This window comes from Candidatus Limnocylindrales bacterium (genome assembly GCA_035626395.1).
Taxonomy (GTDB): Bacteria; Desulfobacterota; Binatia; order UBA1149; family CAITLU01; genus DASPNH01.
Genome location: DASPNR010000007.1, coordinates 16,956 through 34,535, shown reverse-complemented (window position 1 = coordinate 34,535; position 17,580 = coordinate 16,956). Strand labels below are relative to the sequence as shown.

Here is a 17,580-nt window from a genome sequence, read left to right as displayed (position 1 = left end):
ATTAAGCGAAAGGAGAGCGAACCTCAAGTGTTGTAACTAACGAAGTTGGAATTTTTTCACCGCTACGTTGTGAGAGTCCAGATCCGCAGAGAATTCATGGGACCCGTCGCCTCGCGCCACGAAGTACAAGTACGGGACTTCTGCGGGTGAGGTGGCCGCTTGGAGCGAGGCTAGGCCGGGGTTGCAGATCGGGCCCGGCGGCAGCCCGCGCTGCGCGTAGGTGTTGTAGGGGTTGGGATGGTCCAGGTGCCTCCTGGTCAGGTTCCCGTCCCACGGCTGCCCCGCGGCCAGCCAGCCATAGATGACGGTGGGATCGACCTGCAGCGGCATGCCGAGGCGGAGCCGATTCAGGATCACCGCGGCCACCAGCGGCCGTTCATGCGGCGCCGCCGTCTCCTTCTCCACGATCGAAGCCACCGTCAGCAGCCGCGATTTCAGGGCGGATTCGGCCTCGCCCCCCGACTGCGCAAGCTGCCGGGCGACGTTCCCGGCGCTCGCCGCGGCCAGCACCGGCTCCATCACTTCCCGAAAACGGCGATTTTGGAGGTCAGCAATTTCGCGTGCCGTCATTCCCGGAACGAGATCGTAGGTGTCCGGGAAGAGGTACCCTTCTGCGCAGTTGGCTCCGGGGGCGGCGCCGACGGCGGCGACGTAGTCCGGGGCGCAGACCGCGGCCGCATAGTCGGCGGCCGAAACGGCCCCGGCCGCCTCGAGCAGACGGCCGATCTCGGCATAGGTCAGACCTTCGGGAATCGTCACCCGGAGAATCGGCTTGGGAGTTCGGACGAGCTCCTGGAGCACGTCTTCGAGCCCGAGCGTTCCCTGGAACTCGTGGCGGCCGTGACGGAACTCGCGGTCGAGCTCCTTCCAGCGCGCCAGCGCCAGCAGCAGGCGATGGTCTCGGATGACGCCGGCTGCCTGCAATCGCAGCGCGATCAGATCGGCCGCTTCTCCCGGATACACGTCGAGCTGCACGGGCGCTTCGAGTGTGACCTGCGCCATGAGCTCGCGCCGGAGGAGGCCGGCCGCCGCGACGGCGACGAGCACCAGCAGAAGAAGGAACAGCACGAAGCGCTTCATGAACGGTAAGCCGCCAGCGTGCAGGCTGGCGCTTTGCGGAATGAACGGCGCCCGCGACTCATGGCCGAGGCTGCGAGTCGAGGTAGGCCTGCAGGATCAGGGCGGCCGCCACCTTGTCGACGACCTGGCGCCGGCGCTCGCGCCTCACTCCCGCCTGAACGAGCATGCGCTGCCCTTGTAGCGTCGTAAGCCTCTCGTCTTGATACACGACCTCCAGGCCCGTCTCATTTTGAAACCGCTCGGCGAAGTGGCGGACGCGGTCGGCCTGCTCGCCTTCCGACCCTGCCATGCTAAGTGGCAGCCCGACAATGACTTTTTCAATCTGATGCTCGGCCAGGAGAGCCAGGATCGCGCTGCAGTCGGCCTTGGCGCCGCGTCGTTGGACGACTCCCACCGGCTGGGCGATGAGCCGCAAGGGGTCGCTGACGGCGACGCCTATTCGCTTGTCTCCTACATCCAGTGCCGCTAGCCTGCCGCTCATCGTTGATTGCCTGACTGGCCCGTGGGGAGTTCGTACGGGGCCGGCGGCGGTCGCGAAGTGCAGCACAGAGTAACGATGCAGGCCCAGCGGGCAACCCGATGCGACGCTTCGCACTCGCCGCACCTACCGCCCAGGCCGGGTTTTGACATCAGGTAACCTGAGGGGCAACGTAACGATGCCGTCGACGAGACGACACACGAGACAAGAGGACGCTTGGCGTCCGCGCGGATCGGAGGTGGGGATGATGGGTGGATTGGCGGATCGCGCGCCGCGCAAAGGTGACTTCGGCCCGGCACGGCTCGTGGTGCTCGGCGCCCTCGTGAGCATGGCTTCCTTCGCCGTCTTCCGAGTCGCCAGCCAGGACCGGCCGCATCCGACCTCGGCATCCGCCACCAGTGAAGTCCGATACGCCAGCGCGCCGACTCCCTTCCATCTCCTCCAGGCTTCCCGACTCCTTCCCCAGACACCTCAAACCGAAACGGCCACCGAGATCGCGCAGCCCGCGTCCGTACAGGTCGCCAGCCTGCCCGCTGATCAGCCGGCGGCCGCGTTCGACGCGCCACTGAAGTCGGTACCGCTGGTTCCGGCGCCGGCGCCCGCGCCGCTGGCCCCGGTGCCTCACTTCAAGGAAGTGGAGCATCACTTCCAGAGCGGTCAGACCTTCTCGCACGTCATCTCCAGCTACGGAGTCAGCCCCGAAAAGGCCGCCGAGTGGATCAAGGCGGCTCAGCGCGTCTACAGCCTGACGCGCATCTTCCCCGGCCAGAAGCTGGTGCTCTCCATAGATACGGAGAAGCAGGACCTGGTCAGCCTGCAGATGGAAGTGGACAGCCAGACCAACCTCGTGGCCCGCCGCAAGGACGGCGTCGTCGTTGCCACGCGCGAGCCGGTCGAACTCGGCCGTCACCTGCGCGTCGTGCAGGGCACCATCCGCGGCAGCTTCTACTCATCGGCAGCGCGTGCCGGCGTGCCCGACGAGATCATCTCGGACGTGGCCGAGGCGCTTGGCTGGGACCTGAACTTCGAGAACGACATCCAGCCCGGCGCCAACTTCAGCGTCGCCTTCGAGGAGCTCGAGCGCCCCGACGGCGCCTCGCGCCTGCCCGGCAAGCTGCTGTCGGCCCGCATCCACAACGGCGGCAAGACCTACGAGGGCATCTACTTCCAGGCACCGGGCGCCAAGACCGGCAGCTACTACTCGCGCAGCGGCCAGACGCTCGGCCGCGACTACCTGCGCTTCCCGGTTTCCTTCGTGCGCATTAGCTCAGGCTTCTCGCACTCTCGCTTCCACCCGGTGCTCAAGCGCGCCCGGCCTCACAACGGCGTCGATTTCGCGGCGCCCACCGGTACGCCGGTGCATGCGGTGGCCGACGGGCGCGTGGAGATGGCCGAGTGGCATGGCGGCAACGGCCGCTACGTGAAGCTGCAGCACGACGACGTCTACGCCTCCAGCTACAGCCACCTGTCGCGATTCGCGGACGGCGTGCGTCCGGGCGTCCAGGTCAGCAAGGGGCAGGTAATCGGCTACGTCGGCACGACCGGCCTGTCGACCGGCCCGCACCTGCACTTCTCGATGTACAAGAATGGAGAGTACATCGACCCGATGACGGCGGTGACGCCCAAGGCCAAGGCTCTGGACCGCGCGGCTCTCGAGCGCTTCCGCGACACCGTCACCAAGATCGACGCCGCCTACGCGGCGGCCGAGCGTGCCGGCGGTACCTTGGCCGTGGCCAGCGCCGCCAACCCGCGCTCCTGATCACTCGCCGCTGGTCTTCTTGATGATGTCCCGCAGCGGCCCGTAGAGGGTCGAGCTTGCGGCAATCAGGCCCGGCAGCAGCGTCTTTTCGTTGTTGAACGTCAGCGGCTTGCCGTAGCGGTCGGTCACGACCCCGCCTGCCTCCTCCACCAGCATCGTGCCGGCGCAGATGTCCCACTCGTTCTTCGGCGTCAGCGAGAACGTCGCGTCCGCCTGCCCGGCGGCGATGAGCGCGAACTTGTAGGCGACGCTTCCGGTCAGCTTCACCTGCATCAGCGGCTTGTACGCATCCCATTCGCCGCGCTTGTCCTCGCTGCGGCTGGCCAGGACCACGGCTTTGGAGACCTCGGTCTGGGGCGTGCAGCGCACGGGCTCGCCGTTGAGCGTGGTGCCGCCGCCCCGGCGCGCGGCGAACAGCAGGTCTTCGGCCGGGTTGTAGGAGACGCCCACCTGCACCACGCCGTCGACGACGAACGCCACGCAGACGCAGAACTCGGGGATGTGCTGCGTGAATTCCTTGGTGCCGTCGAGCGGGTCGACGATCCAGACGCGGCTCCTGGTCAGGCGGTCCTTGGTGTCGGCGGTCTCCTCGGAGAGCCAGCCGTCATCCGGGAAGGCCGAAAGCACCGTCTTCTTGATGATGGCGTCGGCCTCGGTGTCGGCGATGGTCAGAGGGTTGTCGGGAGCCTTCTCGTGAACGTCGTACTCACCCTTGTAGTACTTGCGGACGACCGCGCCGCCGGCGCGAGCTGCCTCGATGGCGACTTCGAGCTCTCGTTGCATGACTGCTGACTCCTGCGGCGTGGCCTGCGCGCTCGCGGTACGGGCGCGGCGGCGCAAGGTACGGGAAACCTCGCTCAGGTCCAATGGATGAAGACGCACGCGCCGCCCCATCGACGGCAGCAGCGGTCCCGACAACTTTCCGGCTTGCGCGCGGCTCCGGACGCTTGGATTCTAGTCGCTCGACCCGGTCGGGCCCGCTGCCCGCGGCCGCGCAGGCAAGGCCACCCGGACTGGCCGATTCGCAAAGGACACCGAATGCGCACCTCGATGCCCCACCTCGCCGTCACGGCCGCGTTCGCGCTGCTCTGCGCAACGAGCGGCTCCGCCGCTGGCGACACCGAGTTCGTCCAGATCACCGACGACACGGCCGAAGACTGCGGCAGCTTCATGCCTTCGGCGGGCGCGGCCGGCGCCGTGGTGGTGTTCGAGTCCACCTGCGACCTGGCCGGCGACAACGAGGACGGCAATCGCGAGATCTTCCGGTTCAGCAGCAACCAGATCATCCAGATCACCGACAGCGCCGACTGCAGCAACACCTCCCCCGTGGTCAACGGCACGGGCACGCGCATCGCGTTCGAGTCCGACTGCAACCTCACCGGCACCAACGCCGACGGCAACATCGAGATCTTCCTGTGGAAGCAGGGCGCAGCCGGGACCGTGCAGCTCACCACCTCGACGTTCTGCGACAACCTCTCGCCGACGATCACCGCGGCCAACTCCAACGCCATCGTCGCTTTCGACAGCAACTGCCCCACGCATCCGGGCAACCAGGACGGCAGCTCCGAGATCTTCCGCGTCACGGAAGCGGGCGTCATCACGCGCCTGACCGACGACTTTCCCGATGGCGAGGTGCCCGATCACAGCGGGGAGTGCGACAGCATCAACCCTTCGGGCAACGCCAACGGCACGCTCTATGCGTTCGAGTCCGATTGCGATCTGGCCGGCACCAATCCCGACTTCGCCATCGAGATCTTCACCGTGGGCAGCAACGCCGTCGTCCAGCAGATCACCCGGGGCGGCGACGATGCATGCTCGAGTCTCTCACCGTCGATCGACGAGACGGGCTCGTTCATCGCGTTCGAGTCGGACTGCGACTTCGAAGGCGACAACGGCGACGGCAGCGTGGAGATCTTCCGCGTGCAGGCGACCACGGACGGCGACGTCGTCCAGCTCACCGACGACAGCGGCAGCTCCTCGTGTGCGAGCGTGCAGCCGGTGATCGCCGGCGGCGGAGCGTTCGTCGCGTTCTCGAGCTTCTGCAATCTGGTGGGCGGCAACTCCGACCGCAGCCTGGAGGCGTTCCGCGTCGCTGCGGCCGGCGGCGAGGAGCCCGTGCAGCTCACCTCCGGCGGCGGCTGCAGCAGCCTCGTGAGCGCGATCGATGCGACCGGCACCAAGGTCTTCCTCGACAGCGACTGCGATCACGCCGGCGACAACGACGACGGCAACAACGAGATCTTCAGCGCCTCGCCGGTGATCGAGTGCGTGTGCGGCGCGCCGGTTTCGGGAGCGTCGTCTCCGGTTGCCAGCGATGCGCTGGCCATCCTGCGCGGCGCCGTCGGCGCGCGCGATTGTCCGTTGTGTGCGTGTGACACCGACGCCAGCGGCACCGTCGTCGCGCAGGATGCGCTGCGCACGCTGCGAAAGGCCGTCGGCGCCGACATCGACCTGATCTGCCCGGCCGCGTAGCGCTCGCAGAAGGTGCCGGAACGCCTTCGCTGCCACTGTGCCCAAAGCAATTGCCCAACGCAGAGGTGGCGCGTAGCTTCCCGGCCGGAGGAAGCTTGGCGCCAACCGAAGAGCAGCAGTCGGGCCTCGTCACGCGTCTGGTCGCGACCGGTCTCTTCGCCGGCTACTCGCCGTTCGCTCCCGGCACGGCAGGCACGCTCGTGGCCGTGCCCCTGGCGCCGTTCATCGCCATGATCGCCGTGGCGAGCCCCTTCACCTACATCGTCGTGCTCGGGCTGCTCGTCACGTGTGCGATCTGGGCCGCCGAGGCGATGAGCGAAAGCGTCGGCCTCAAGGACCCGGGCGTCGTCGTGTGCGACGAGCTGGTCGGGTATTTCGTCACGATGGCCTTCCTCCCCGTGGGATGGGGAACTCTGGCGGCAGCGTTCTTCTGGTTCCGCCTCTTCGATGTGATCAAGCCGCCGCCTGCGCGGCAGCTCGAGCGGCTCCCCGGCGGCTATGGCATCGTCCTCGACGACGTGATGGCCGGTGTCTACGCCAACGCGGCCGTGCGGCTGACCCTCTGGGCCGGCATGCCCATTCTGTGATGAGATGAGCGCAGAACGCCCCGCAGGTCTGGCAATCTTTCCAGATTGGGCGTAGAAAAGGCGAAAGCCATGTCGGAGATCGTTCGCACCGCTGCCATCCTTTCCACCGGCGACGAGATCGTCGGCGGACGCACCGTGGACACGAACTCCTCCTGGATCGCCGACCGCCTCGCGAGCCTCGGCATCGACGTCGTGGCCATTCTGGCAGTCAGCGACGACGTGGACCGGATCCAGTGGGCGTGGGAGTCGGCGATCGCCCGCGCCGACGTCGTTCTCTCCACCGGCGGCCTGGGCCCGACCAGCGACGACCTGACCACACAGACCGTTGCCCGCGTGGCCGGGGTCGACCTGTCCATGGACGAGCGGCAGGCCGAGCGCATCCGCGAGATGTTCCGCGCCCGCGGCCGCGCGATGCCGGAGAACAACCTGCGCCAGGCGATGATCCCGGCCGGCGCCGACGTCATCGACAATCCCGTCGGCACCGCGCCCGGCTATCGGCTCCGCATCGGCATCACCGGCGATGCCGGAGTTCCAATGCGTGCGGACCGCGGCGCCGCGTACGGCATCGTCCTGCCGGGAGTTCCGCGGGAGATGACGGCGATGTTCGAGGCCTCGGTCATGCCGTGGCTGGCCGAGCGGATCGAGCCGGGCCGCGTCGTCGTCTCGCGCACGTTCCAGACCTTCGGCCTGCCCGAATCGGCGCTCGATGAAGCGCTGGAGGGCGCCATTCCTGCCGGCCAAGGCCGCCTGGCCTTCCGCGCCAGCTTTCCCAAGATCTCGGTGCGCGTCAGCGTCGCCGGAAACGAATCGACTGCCACTGCCAATCTCGACCGACTCGCAGCGGTCGTGCGCGAGCGGCTCGGCGCGGCCATCTACGCCGAAGGCGACGCGTCCATGGAGGAAGTGGTTGGTGAGCTGCTGACCAGGGCGGGCAGGACCATCGTCACCGCCGAGTCCTGCACCGGCGGCCTGCTGGGCAGCCGCCTGACCGACGTCGCCGGCAGCTCGGCGTATTACAAAGGTGGCCTTGTCGCCTACAGCAACAGTCTGAAAGAACACCTGCTCGGTGTGAGCAGACAGACTCTGCAGGAGCACGGCGCCGTCAGCGCCGAGACGGTCGCGGAGATGGCGCTCGGCGCGGCGCAGCGCTGCCGCGCCGATCTTGCCGTCGCGACCAGCGGCATCGCCGGCCCCGGCGGCGGCACGCCCGACAGGCCCGTGGGCACGGTGGCCATGGCACTGGCATGGCGCACCGGCGGCAACGAGTACGACGTGGACGCGAAGGTCTACGCGCTGTGGGGAAGCCGCGACTGGATCAAGATCCTCACTACGCAGGTCGCGCTGGACTGGGTCCGCCGCCATCTGCTCGGCCTTCCGCCGCTCGAGCCGGGCCAGCTGAGCTCGCGCGTCAGGCGCGGCGGCCGCTCGCAGGGCGACGCGTCCGTACCGCCGGCAACATCAACCAGCGCTGCGTCTCCCGACGCCACCACCACCGGAGCAAGCATCGGATGACCGCAGCCGCCGAAAACTTCCGCTGCTTCGTGGCGGTGCGCGTCGGCGACAATATCGCCGAGGGGATTCTGCAGACCCTGCAGGAGCTCAAGACCACCGCCGAGCAAAGCCGCTGGCGCGTCAGCTGGACCCAGCCCGAGAGCTGGCACGCCACGCTCAAGTTCCTCGGCGACGTCGCCTCCGACCGCATCGAAGAGCTGCTGAAGGCGCTCGAGCCGGTCTTCCTCGAAGTGCCGCCGTTCCGGGTCGCGGCCATCGGGCTGATGACGCTGCCGCCGGCCAGCCAGCCGCGCGTCGTCGCGGTGGCACTGCGCGACGAAGGCTCGCTGGCGCGCCTGGCCGCCGGCGTCGAGAACGCACTGGAGCCGCTGGGCTTTGCGCGCGAGTCGCGCAGATTCACGCCTCATCTGACGCTCGGGCGAGTACGCAGCACGCCCGCGGTGCCACGTCGCGTGCCCAAGGGCTCGCCGCGCGAGACGCCGCCGATGGCGTACCTGCTCGATCGCATGCGCGAGCACGACTTCGGAGAAGACACCATCGATCGCGTGGAGCTGGTTCGCAGCCGGCTCTCTCCGGGAGGATCGATGTACGAAAGCTTGGCAGCATTCGAGCTGCCAAAGGACCGCCCAGACGCCAACGGGCTGCAGTAGGAAGAGGACTCCGGTCGCAGGAGCGATCGGCAAGACGACCCGGCCGCACACGATGCGCCGGTGAGGAATCGGGCGCTGGCGCGCCCGGTAAGGAGAGGAAGGACGATGTCGATGGAAGAGAAGAAGAAGGCATTGGAGCTGGCCGTCAGCCAGATCGAGAAGCAGTTCGGCAAGGGCTCGCTCATGCGTCTGGGCGCCGACGACAAGCTGGCCGACGTGCAGGTGGTGCCGACCGGCTCGCTGGGTCTGGACGTCGCGCTCGGTGTGGGCGGTCTTCCGTGCGGCCGCGTGATCGAGATCTACGGTCCGGAGTCCTCCGGCAAGACCACGCTGGCGCTGGAGGCGATCGCGCAGGCGCAGAAGAAGGGCGGCACCGCCGCCTTCGTCGACGCCGAGCACGCGCTCGACGTCAACTACGCCCGCAAGCTCGGCGTGCGGACCTCCGAGCTCCTGATCTCGCAGCCCGACAACGGCGAGCAGGCCCTGGAGATCACCGAGACGCTGGTGCGCAGCGGCGCAATCGACGTTCTGGTCATCGACTCGGTGGCGGCACTGGTGCCCAAGGCGGAGATCGAAGGCGAGATGGGCGAACCGCAGATGGGTCTGCAGGCGCGCCTGATGTCGCAGGCGCTGCGCAAGCTGACCGGCACCATCTCGCGCTCCAACACCATCGTCATCTTCATCAACCAGATCCGCATGAAGATCGGCGTGCTGTTCGGCAACCCCGAGACCACCACCGGCGGAAATGCCCTGAAGTTCTACGCCTCCGTGCGCCTGGACATCCGCCGCACGGCGTCTCTCAAGCAGGGCGATCAGGTGGTGGGCAGCCACACGCGCGTGCGCGTGGTCAAGAACAAGGTGGCACCGCCGTTCCGCGAGGCCGAGTTCGACATCCTCTACGGCGTCGGCATCAACAAGGAAGGCGAGCTGCTCGATCTCGGCTCCGAGATGGGCGTCGTCGAGAAGAGCGGCTCCTGGTACTCGTACAACGGCGAGCGCATCGGGCAGGGACGCGACAACGCGTGCGAGTTCCTGCGCGAGCACCGCGACATCAGCGTGCAGATCGAAGCGAGGGTGCGTGAGGCCTGCGGCCTTCCCGGCACCGGCCCGCACCTGACCGTGGTCGAAGGCGGCGCCGACAAGAATGGCGAGGATGCCGAGGCCAAGAAGGCCAAGGCCGCCAAGGCCTCGGGTACGAAGTAAGGGTTGCCGAAAGCGATACGCGGGCTCGTCGAAGGAGCGCTGCTCTTTCGACGCGCCCGCGGCCGAGTGCAACATGCGCAAGCAGAAGCACGACCCCACGATGGCCGGCGGCGATGGACGCAAGCAGAAGCTTCGCGGGCCGCGCTCACGGCCCCGGCCGATGTCGCCCTCGCAGGCGACGAACGCCGTGGAGGCTGGGCTCATCTTCCTCGCACGCCGCTCCTATCCGGAGGCGGCGCTGCGCGAGAAGCTCGACGGCATGTGGGGCAGCGCCGAGACGGATGCGGCCATTGCCCGCCTGCGCGAGCTGGGCATGATCGACGACGATGCGTGGGCCCGCCGCTACACCCGCAACCGCTTCGAGCGCGGCGGCAACGGGCGGCACCGCATCATCGCCGAGCTTGCCGCTCGCGGGATTGCGCCGAAAATCGCGGCCGATGTGGTTGCCGAGACGGTGGCCGAGCACGAGGAGCGACGGAGCGCCGAGACCCTTCTTGCGGGGTTGCTCCGGCGTCACGCCACGCACGAGGGCCTGCCGGCGAGCGTCGACGAGCTCTCGCAAGAAGAACGCGCGCGCATTTTCCGCACCATGGTTGCGCGCGGCTACCCGTCCGGGCTCGTACGTGACTTGCTGGACGTTTCCTAGTATGGCCCAGCGGCTGTGAAGGGCGCAGAAGTCCGCAAAAGCTTTCTCGAATTCTTCGAGTCCAAGAACCATCTGATCGTGCCGAGCGCGCCCATCGTGCCGCTCGGCGACCCCACGCTCATGTTCACGAACGCGGGGATGGTGCAGTTCAAGGATGTCTTCCTCGGCAATGCCAAGGCGCCCTCGCCGCGCGTGGCCGATTCGCAGAAGTGCCTTCGCATCTCGGGCAAGCATAACGACCTCGAAGACGTCGGCCGCGACACCTACCACCACACGCTCTTCGAGATGCTCGGCAACTGGTCCTTCGGCGACTACTACAAGCGCGACGCGATCCTCTGGGCCTGGGAGCTGCTGACCGAGGTCTGGAAGCTGCCCAAGGACAAGCTCTACGCCACCGTCTACCGCACCGACGACGAGGCCGAGGAGCTGTGGAAGACGGTCACCGACATCGGTCACGACCGCGTGCGCCGTTTCGACGAGAAGGACAACTTCTGGGAGATGGGCGATACGGGCCCCTGCGGCCCCTGCTCGGAGATCCACATCGATCGCGGCGCCGCCGCGTGCGACATGCAGCACGTGGTGGGCCACAAGTGCGACGTCAACGAAGGCTGCGCGCGTTTCCTGGAGCTCTGGAACCTCGTCTTCATCCAGTATTCGCGCGATGAATCGGGCGCGCTGCATGAGCTGCCGGCCAAGCACGTAGACACCGGCATGGGCCTGGAGCGCGTGGCGGCCGTGCTGGAAGGCGTTGCCGGCAACTACGATGGGTCGCTGCTGCGCGCTTTGATCACGCGCGCCGAGGAGCTGTCGGGCAGGGTCTACGACGTCGATCCGGACAAGGACATCTCGTTCCGCGTCCTGGCCGACCACAGCCGCGCGGTCTCCTTCATGATCGTCGACGGCATCGAGCCCTCCAACGAAGGCCGCGGCTACGTCCTGCGCCGCCTCCTGCGCCGCGCCGCCCGCCACGGCAAGAACCTCGGGCTGCCCGACGCCTTCCTCTACAAGATCTGCGACGCCGTCGTCGAAACGATGGGCGATGCGTACCGCGAGCTGTTCGAGAACCGCAAGAAGATCCTCGACACCGTGCGCGAGGAGGAAGAGCGCTTCGCCGACACGCTCGACCGCGGCCTCGTGCATCTGGAGAGCGAGGTCGGGCGGCTCGGCGCATCGACGAAGCTTCCCGGCGACGTGGCATTCCGTCTCTACGACACCTACGGTTTCCCGCTCGACATGACCGAGGACATCCTGCGCTCGCGCGGCGTGGCCGTGGACCGCGAAGGCTTCGAGGCCGCGCTCGAGCAGCAGCGCGAGCGTGCCCGCGGCGCGCATGCCGCCAGGGGCGGGCCCAAGGACTACACGCTGCTGGTGGCGGCCGCGCGCGAGCGCGGCGGCGTCCGGTTTGCCGGCCCCTTCGCCACCACGACCGAATCGCAGGTGACCGGCCTTGCGCGTGGCGGACAGCTGGTAGGCTCGCTCGCCCAGGGCGAGGAGGGCGAGCTGACCACGACGCTCACGCCGTTCTACGGCGAGTCGGGCGGCCAGATCGGCGACACCGGAACCATCGAGACTCGCGACGGCTCGGTCGCGCGCGTGCTCGATACGCAAAAGCCGGCGCCCGACGTGACCGTGCACCTGATCCGCGTTGAGCGCGGCCGCGTGGCCGTCGGCGACGAAGTCCAGCTCACCATCGATGCCGAGCGCCGCCAGGCCGTGCGCCTGAACCACTCGGCCACGCACCTGCTGCACGCGGCGCTGCGCCATCATCTGGGGCACAACGTCCATCAGCAGGGCTCGCTCGTGGAAGCCTCGCGCTTCCGTTTCGACTTCAACCACTCGGGCCCGGTCTCCGACGAAAAGCTCGCCGACATCGAGACGGAGGCCAACCAGGCCATCCGCAGCAATCTCGAAGTCTACGAGACCGAGATGCCGTACGAGGACGCCCTCAAGGCCGGCGCGCTGGCCTTCTTCGGCGAGAAGTACGGCGACAGCGTGCGCGTGGTGAAAATGGGCGACTATTCGGTGGAGCTGTGCGGCGGCACGCACGTCTCGCGCACCGGCGACATCGGGTTGCTGCGCGTCACCGCGGAGACCGGCGTGGCCGCGGGCGTGCGGCGCGTCGAGGCGACCACCGGCGGCGAGGCGTTCGCGCTGGTGCAGCGCCGCGACGAGATCCTCAAGGAGATCGCGCGCACGCTGCGCATTCGCGAAGAGGACGCGATCGGCCGCATTGAGAAGCTGCTGGCCGAGCAGCGCGAGCTCGAGAAGAAGCTGGCGCGTGCGGCGCAGGGAACCTCGCGCGACGTCGTCGCCGAGCTTGCCGGCTCGGCGCGCAAGATCGCCGACGGCTACGCTTCGGCGGTCGTCGCACGCGTCGACGACATCGACGGCAAGGGGCTGCGCACGATCTCCGACCGCCTGCGTGAGCGCCTCGGCGCCAGCGTCGTGGTGCTGACCGGCGCCACCGACGGTAGCGTCTCGCTGCTCGTTGCCGTCTCGCCCGATCAGACGAGGCGCTACAACGCCGGCGAAATCATCAAGCAGCTGGCGCCGCTGGTGGACGGCCGCGGCGGCGGCAAGCCCGATTTCGCCCAGGCGGGCGGCAAGAACCCGGGCGGCATCCCGGCGCTGCTGGAGAAAGCCAACGAAATCCTCGTCTAGCCTCGAGTTCGGCGACCCGCGCCGTCTCCACGAGCTGTTCGGCAGCCACGACGAGAACGTGCGCGCCATCGAGAGCGCGCTCAAGGTCGGCATCGCGATGACCGAGCGCGGTGTTCGCATCGAAGGCTACGAGCACGAGGTCGAGCTGGCCGCGCGCGTGCTGCGCGAGCTCTACGACATGCTCTCGCGCGGGCATCCGATCGGGCTCTCCGACGTGCAGCGCGCCATCGAGATCCTGGGCGCGTCGCGCACGGCGACGCTCGAGGAGGTCTACAGGGACGCGGTCTTCGTCTCCGCGCGCGGCAAGGAGATCGTTCCCAAGACGGTCAACCAGCGGCGCTACGTCGAGGCCATCCGCAAGCACGACCTGACGTTCGCCATCGGCCCTGCCGGCACGGGCAAGACGTACCTGGCCATGGCGATGGCGGTGGCCGACCTGTTCCGCGGCAAGTTCTCGCGCATCATCCTGACGCGCCCGGCGGTGGAAGCCGGAGAGAAGCTGGGGTTCCTTCCGGGCGATCTTGCCGAGAAGGTCAACCCGTACCTGCGTCCTCTCTACGATGCGCTGCACGACATGGTCAGCCTGGAGAAGGCGCAGACGATGCTCGATCGCGGCACCATCGAGGTGGCGCCGCTGGCGTTCATGCGCGGCCGCACGCTCAACAGCGCGTTCGTCATCCTGGACGAGGCGCAGAACACGACGCGCGAGCAGATGAAGATGTTTCTGACGCGCCTGGGCTTCGAATCCAAGGCGGTGGTCACGGGCGACGTCACGCAGATCGATCTGCCGGTCGGGCAGGGCTCGGGCCTGCGCGATGCCTGGCAGGTGCTCGGCTCCATCGAAGAGATCTCGTTCATCGAGTTCGACGACCGCGACGTCGTGCGCCACCCGCTGGTCAAGCGCATCATCACCGCCTACGAGGATTCCAAGCCGGCGCGCGCGCCCCGCCGCTGAGCGGTCGCCGGCTCGCCGCGCATCATGCCCGCCGACATCATCGACGAGACCGGGGACGCATCGCTGGCCGCCGCCGCCGAGCGCGTGGCGGCCGCGCTGCTCGAGCTGCTCGAGCGCGCGGATTGCGAGCTCACGGTGGTGCTGGTCGATGACGAGCGCATCCGCGAGCTCAACGCGCAGTGGCGCGGCAAAGACAAAGCCACCGACGTCCTGTCCTTTTCGCAGCTCGAAGGAGAAGGGCTCCCGCTTGCCAGCGGCCTTCTCGGCGACGTCGTCGTCTCCGCGCAGAAGCTGCGCGTGCAGGCCCGCGACGGCGGCTGGACCGACGAAGAGGAGCTGGCGCGCCTCATCCTTCACGGCCTCCTCCATCTTCTCGGCTTCGATCACGAGGTCGACGAGGATGCGCGCGTGATGCAGGCCGAGGAGCGGCGCCTCGCGTTTGCCCTGCACGATCGCGGCATCGGCTGCGCAACCGGATGAGGCCGTCGCTGCGACTGCAGAAGATCGCGCTCGCCGCCGCCAGCGGCGCGCTGCTGACGCTCGCCTTTCCGCGCGTGTGGCTCGGCTGGGTCGCGTGGTTCGCACTGGTGCCGCTGCTGATCGGGCTGCGCCGGCAGTCGGTGCGCGCTGCCGCGGGCTTCGGCTGGGTCGCCGGCTTCGTCTTCTACCTTGCCACGCTCTACTGGATCCCCGACACCATCAGCAATTTCACGACCATCACTCCGGCGCTCGCCACCGTCATCTGGTTCCTGCTTGCCGCCGTTGCGGCCTACTCCTTCACGTTCTTCGCGGCGGGGCTGGAGTGGCTGGCGGCGGCCCGCATCAGCCGCCTGCTGGCGGCGCCGGTGGTGTGGGTCGTCGTCGAGTGGATGCGCACGTTCTTCATCGCGGGCTTCCCGTGGAACTCGCTCGGATACTCGCAGATCGACTACCTGCCGATCGTCCAGATCGCCGAGTGGACCAGCGTCTACGGGATCTCCGCGGGAATCGTTCTGACGAACGTGGCGCTGGCCGAGCTGTGGGTGCGCGTGCAGCGACGCCGGTCCCGACAGCTGCTGGCGACTTTCACTGCGGCGGCGCCGGCATGGGCGCTGATCCTGGTTGCCGTCAGCGTGCCGTCACTGCTGTTCGCATACGGGTCGCTGCGCATCCGCATGCTCGACGCGCAGCCGTACGAGGGCGCGCTGCGCGTGGGCGTCGTCCAGGGCAATGTGGCGCAGAGTCAGAAGTGGGATGTGCAGTACCAGGACCAGATCCTGCAGCGCTACCTCGATCTGTCCGAGCAGGCGGCCGACCAGGGCGCGCGCTTGCTCGTCTGGCCCGAAGCGGCATTGCCGTTCTACTTCAGCCTCGACGAACGCACCTCGCGTCTGGCCGAGTTCACCAGACGGCGCGGTGTGGACATGCTCGTCGGCGCGCCAGGACTGGCACTCGGCGACGATGATCAGCCCACGCCGTACAACCAGGCCTGGCTGGTGCGCGCGGACGGCTCGGTCCAGGGGCCGTACGACAAGATCCAGCTCGTGCCTTTCGGCGAGTACATTCCGCTCCACGGGCTGTTCGGCTGGGTGGACATCGCGGTGCAGGCCGTCGGCGAGTTCGGTCGCGGCACCGAGCATACCGTCTTCGAGTCGGCGCCGATCACGGCCCTGCCGTCGGTGGACGGCGCCGAGAATGCATCGCTTCGACCGGCACGGTTCGGCACGCTCATCTGCTACGAGGGCATCTTCCCGGCTCTGACTCGGCGGTTTGCCGTCGAAGGCATCGATTTCCTCGTCAACATCAGCAACGACGCGTGGTACGGCGACACCGCCGCTCCCGATCAGCACCTTGCGATGGCGGCTCTGCGTTCGGTGGAGAATCGCATGCCGATGGTGCGGTCGACCAATACGGGCATATCGGCGTTCATCACGGCGCAGGGCCACGTCGGGCCGGTCACGCCGCTGTTCGAGCCCGACGTGGCGGTGGAGACGGTGCTCATGCGCAGGAGCTGGTCATTCTACCGCGAGTACGGAGACGTGTTTCTCTACGCCTGCATGGCGGTGCTGGCCTTGCTGGCAGCGATGCGAGTCCGCGCCGGCGCCCGCGTCCGCGCCTGACGGGAGCTGGCGACACCCCGGGCTTGCCCTGCATCCCGTGGGAGAAGTCCGCCTGGTCTATGCGGTCGGCACCTTCGCCGGCCGAACGCCGGCCGCGCCCGACGTTTTCCCGAAACAGCAGTCGGATTGCGGTTTGCCGCAAGCGAGCGAGCCTTGTCTGCCGCCGTGCCACTCGTTAGCTTTCGGCCATCATCGTAGGAGGGGGCCTCCGCATGCGAATCGCCGCATTCGTTTCCACCGTCGTCCTGTCGATCGTCGCAGTTCCCAACGAGTCTCCGTCTTCCTCGACCGAGCAGCGTCACATCACCACGGTCGACCGCGCGCGCACGGCCGGCCATGAGGGCGGCGGCGCGGGCGGCGCCGTCACCAGCACGATGCTGCCGCCGGGCGAGAAGATCTGCACCGTGCTCTTCGGCGTCCAGCGCCAGCGACGAATCAGCAGCGTGGACGTAGGGCTGCACTACGAGAAGGCGAATGGCCGCTTCGTCGGCACCGAGCAGAACGTGCAGTGCACCCCATCCGGCAACTTCGGGTTCACGTCCTTCTTCGACGTCCTCGAGGACCTGCAGCGCTTCGTCTCCGCATTCTTCGACGACCGCATCTTCGGTTCGACCTCGAGCAGCTCCACGTCCACCTCGACGTCCACGAGCACGTCGACGTCCACCAGCACGACCACCAGCACAACGGTCCTCGGGCCGGCGCAGGAGGCGGCAGCCACGGCGGCGGCCGGCGGCGGCAAGGCTGCGGCGGGCGAAGCTTCGGCCGCGGGCGCGGCCGAGAAGCCGGGGAAGACGAAGAAAGCGAAGGCCGAAGTGACTGCTGCTGCCACGGTGGCTCGCGGTTCGCGCAGCAAAGCCGGATCCGGAGGGAGCGCCGGAAACAAGGACTTCATCGAGCTGGGCGCCTGCAACTTCGCGGCGCCGGAGAACGATCTTCCCACCGCTGCGGATTTCACCGTCGAGCTCTTTTTCGCCAAGGACAAGTCCGGCAACGACATCGACCCGGCGCCGACGGCGAGCGTCATCAGCGTCGACTGCGACGATTCGCCCGTCACCACGACGACGCTTGCCGGCGCCGACTGCGGCGATCCGAACGACGACGGGGACTTCACGGCCACCGATGCACTGTTCGTGCTGCGCGCGGCCGTCGGAGCTCTTTCGTGCGCACTCAGCGTCTGCGACGTCAACGGCAACGGCACGGTTCAGGCCAGCGACGCGCTCTTCATGCTGCGCATCGCCGTCGGCCTGCTCGACGAAGGCTCGCTCAATTGCCCGTCATGACGCAACTGCAAGAGAAATACGTCGCCGCATTCTGGTGCGCGACGTGAACCAGGGTGGGTACCCCGCATCGCGCGACGCGCAAGGCGGGCGGCCCGCATTGTGCCCGTGCCCGTTTTTCGGCATGTTCCCTCGATGGCCCGTGTGGAGCCCGAGATCCGGGAGCGTGTAACCGCCCTGCAGGGACGACTGGCCCTGCTC

15 protein-coding genes are annotated in these 17,580 nt (G+C 68.0%); 12 read left to right on the top strand and 3 right to left on the bottom strand.

Annotated elements, in window-relative coordinates; translation table 11 throughout:
• Positions 1-36 precede the first annotated feature (36 nt).
• Complete coding sequence (gene mltG, locus VEC57_03485; GenBank protein ID HYB98176.1) at positions 37-1,080, bottom strand: endolytic transglycosylase MltG; 1,044 nt, start codon at positions 1,078-1,080, stop codon at positions 37-39.
• Positions 1,081-1,138: 58 nt separating this feature from the next.
• Positions 1,139-1,561, bottom strand: coding sequence for a Holliday junction resolvase RuvX (ruvX, locus tag VEC57_03480; GenBank protein ID HYB98175.1), 423 nt, complete (start codon positions 1,559-1,561; stop codon positions 1,139-1,141).
• A 241-nt stretch (positions 1,562-1,802) separates the two neighbouring features.
• Here ruvX and VEC57_03475 point away from each other — a divergent pair, with 241 nt between their 5' ends.
• Positions 1,803-3,317 carry a peptidoglycan DD-metalloendopeptidase family protein gene (locus VEC57_03475; protein HYB98174.1) on the top strand — a complete coding sequence of 505 codons (1,515 nt, stop codon included), beginning with the start codon at positions 1,803-1,805 and terminating at the stop codon, positions 3,315-3,317.
• Here VEC57_03475 and VEC57_03470 read toward each other — a convergent pair whose 3' ends face one another.
• Entirely contained in the window at positions 3,318-4,100 is a 783-nt protein-coding gene (locus VEC57_03470; protein ID HYB98173.1) for a 3'(2'),5'-bisphosphate nucleotidase CysQ, read from the bottom strand.
• Between the two features lie 255 nt (positions 4,101-4,355).
• On the opposite strand from VEC57_03470, the gene VEC57_03465 reads away from it, so the two are divergent.
• From VEC57_03465 to VEC57_03415, 11 genes are all read left to right on the top strand, one after another.
• Complete coding sequence (locus VEC57_03465) at positions 4,356-5,789, top strand: hypothetical protein (GenBank protein ID HYB98172.1); 1,434 nt, start codon at positions 4,356-4,358, stop codon at positions 5,787-5,789.
• A 95-nt stretch (positions 5,790-5,884) separates the two neighbouring features.
• Positions 5,885-6,376, top strand: a complete 492-nt coding sequence (locus VEC57_03460) for a phosphatidylglycerophosphatase A (protein HYB98171.1) — start codon at positions 5,885-5,887, stop codon at positions 6,374-6,376.
• Positions 6,377-6,445: 69 nt separating this feature from the next.
• On the top strand, positions 6,446-7,888 hold the full coding sequence (locus VEC57_03455; GenBank protein ID HYB98170.1) for a competence/damage-inducible protein A: 1,443 nt from the start codon (positions 6,446-6,448) through the stop codon (positions 7,886-7,888).
• A complete protein-coding gene (gene thpR / locus VEC57_03450; protein ID HYB98169.1) occupies positions 7,885-8,538 on the top strand; it encodes an RNA 2',3'-cyclic phosphodiesterase in 654 nt (217 codons plus the stop codon). The genes VEC57_03455 and thpR overlap by 4 nt, the downstream gene beginning before the upstream one ends.
• 105 nt (positions 8,539-8,643) lie before the next feature.
• Complete coding sequence (recA, locus tag VEC57_03445; protein HYB98168.1) at positions 8,644-9,741, top strand: recombinase RecA; 1,098 nt, start codon at positions 8,644-8,646, stop codon at positions 9,739-9,741.
• 73 nt (positions 9,742-9,814) lie between these two features.
• Positions 9,815-10,387 carry a regulatory protein RecX gene (locus VEC57_03440; protein HYB98167.1) on the top strand — a complete coding sequence of 191 codons (573 nt, stop codon included), beginning with the start codon at positions 9,815-9,817 and terminating at the stop codon, positions 10,385-10,387.
• Positions 10,388-10,402: 15 nt separating this feature from the next.
• Entirely contained in the window at positions 10,403-13,048 is a 2,646-nt protein-coding gene (gene alaS / locus VEC57_03435) for an alanine--tRNA ligase (GenBank protein HYB98166.1), read from the top strand.
• 58 nt (positions 13,049-13,106) lie between these two features.
• The gene (locus tag VEC57_03430) at positions 13,107-14,003 is read left to right on the top strand and encodes a PhoH family protein (GenBank protein HYB98165.1); all 897 of its coding nucleotides are present in this window, start codon (positions 13,107-13,109) and stop codon (positions 14,001-14,003) included.
• 24 nt (positions 14,004-14,027) lie between these two features.
• On the top strand, positions 14,028-14,483 hold the full coding sequence (gene ybeY / locus VEC57_03425) for an rRNA maturation RNase YbeY (GenBank protein HYB98164.1): 456 nt from the start codon (positions 14,028-14,030) through the stop codon (positions 14,481-14,483).
• The gene (gene lnt, locus VEC57_03420) at positions 14,480-16,102 is read left to right on the top strand and encodes an apolipoprotein N-acyltransferase (GenBank protein HYB98163.1); all 1,623 of its coding nucleotides are present in this window, start codon (positions 14,480-14,482) and stop codon (positions 16,100-16,102) included. The genes ybeY and lnt overlap by 4 nt, the downstream gene beginning before the upstream one ends.
• Positions 16,103-16,314: 212 nt before the next feature.
• Positions 16,315-17,382 (top strand): dockerin type I repeat-containing protein, encoded by a 1,068-nt coding sequence (locus tag VEC57_03415; GenBank protein HYB98162.1) that lies wholly within the window; start codon positions 16,315-16,317, stop codon positions 17,380-17,382.
• The last annotated feature ends 198 nt before the right edge of the window (positions 17,383-17,580 follow it).

What these genes read in the sequence shown, in the direction of transcription:
- mltG (HYB98176.1), bottom strand. Translation starts at nt 1,080, where the DNA reads ATGAAGCGCTTCGTGCTGTTCCTTCTTCTGCTGGTGCTCGTCGCCGTC.
- recA (HYB98168.1), top strand. Translation starts at nt 8,644, where the DNA reads ATGTCGATGGAAGAGAAGAAGAAGGCATTGGAGCTGGCCGTCAGCCAG.
- VEC57_03475 (HYB98174.1), top strand. Translation starts at nt 1,803, where the DNA reads ATGATGGGTGGATTGGCGGATCGCGCGCCGCGCAAAGGTGACTTCGGC.
- ruvX (HYB98175.1), bottom strand. Translation starts at nt 1,561, where the DNA reads ATGAGCGGCAGGCTAGCGGCACTGGATGTAGGAGACAAGCGAATAGGC.
- VEC57_03455 (HYB98170.1), top strand. Translation starts at nt 6,446, where the DNA reads ATGTCGGAGATCGTTCGCACCGCTGCCATCCTTTCCACCGGCGACGAG.
- VEC57_03465 (HYB98172.1), top strand. Translation starts at nt 4,356, where the DNA reads ATGCGCACCTCGATGCCCCACCTCGCCGTCACGGCCGCGTTCGCGCTG.
- thpR (HYB98169.1), top strand. Translation starts at nt 7,885, where the DNA reads ATGACCGCAGCCGCCGAAAACTTCCGCTGCTTCGTGGCGGTGCGCGTC.
- lnt (HYB98163.1), top strand. Translation starts at nt 14,480, where the DNA reads ATGAGGCCGTCGCTGCGACTGCAGAAGATCGCGCTCGCCGCCGCCAGC.
- ybeY (HYB98164.1), top strand. Translation starts at nt 14,028, where the DNA reads ATGCCCGCCGACATCATCGACGAGACCGGGGACGCATCGCTGGCCGCC.
- VEC57_03415 (HYB98162.1), top strand. Translation starts at nt 16,315, where the DNA reads ATGCGAATCGCCGCATTCGTTTCCACCGTCGTCCTGTCGATCGTCGCA.
- VEC57_03470 (HYB98173.1), bottom strand. Translation starts at nt 4,100, where the DNA reads ATGCAACGAGAGCTCGAAGTCGCCATCGAGGCAGCTCGCGCCGGCGGC.
- VEC57_03440 (HYB98167.1), top strand. Translation starts at nt 9,815, where the DNA reads ATGCGCAAGCAGAAGCACGACCCCACGATGGCCGGCGGCGATGGACGC.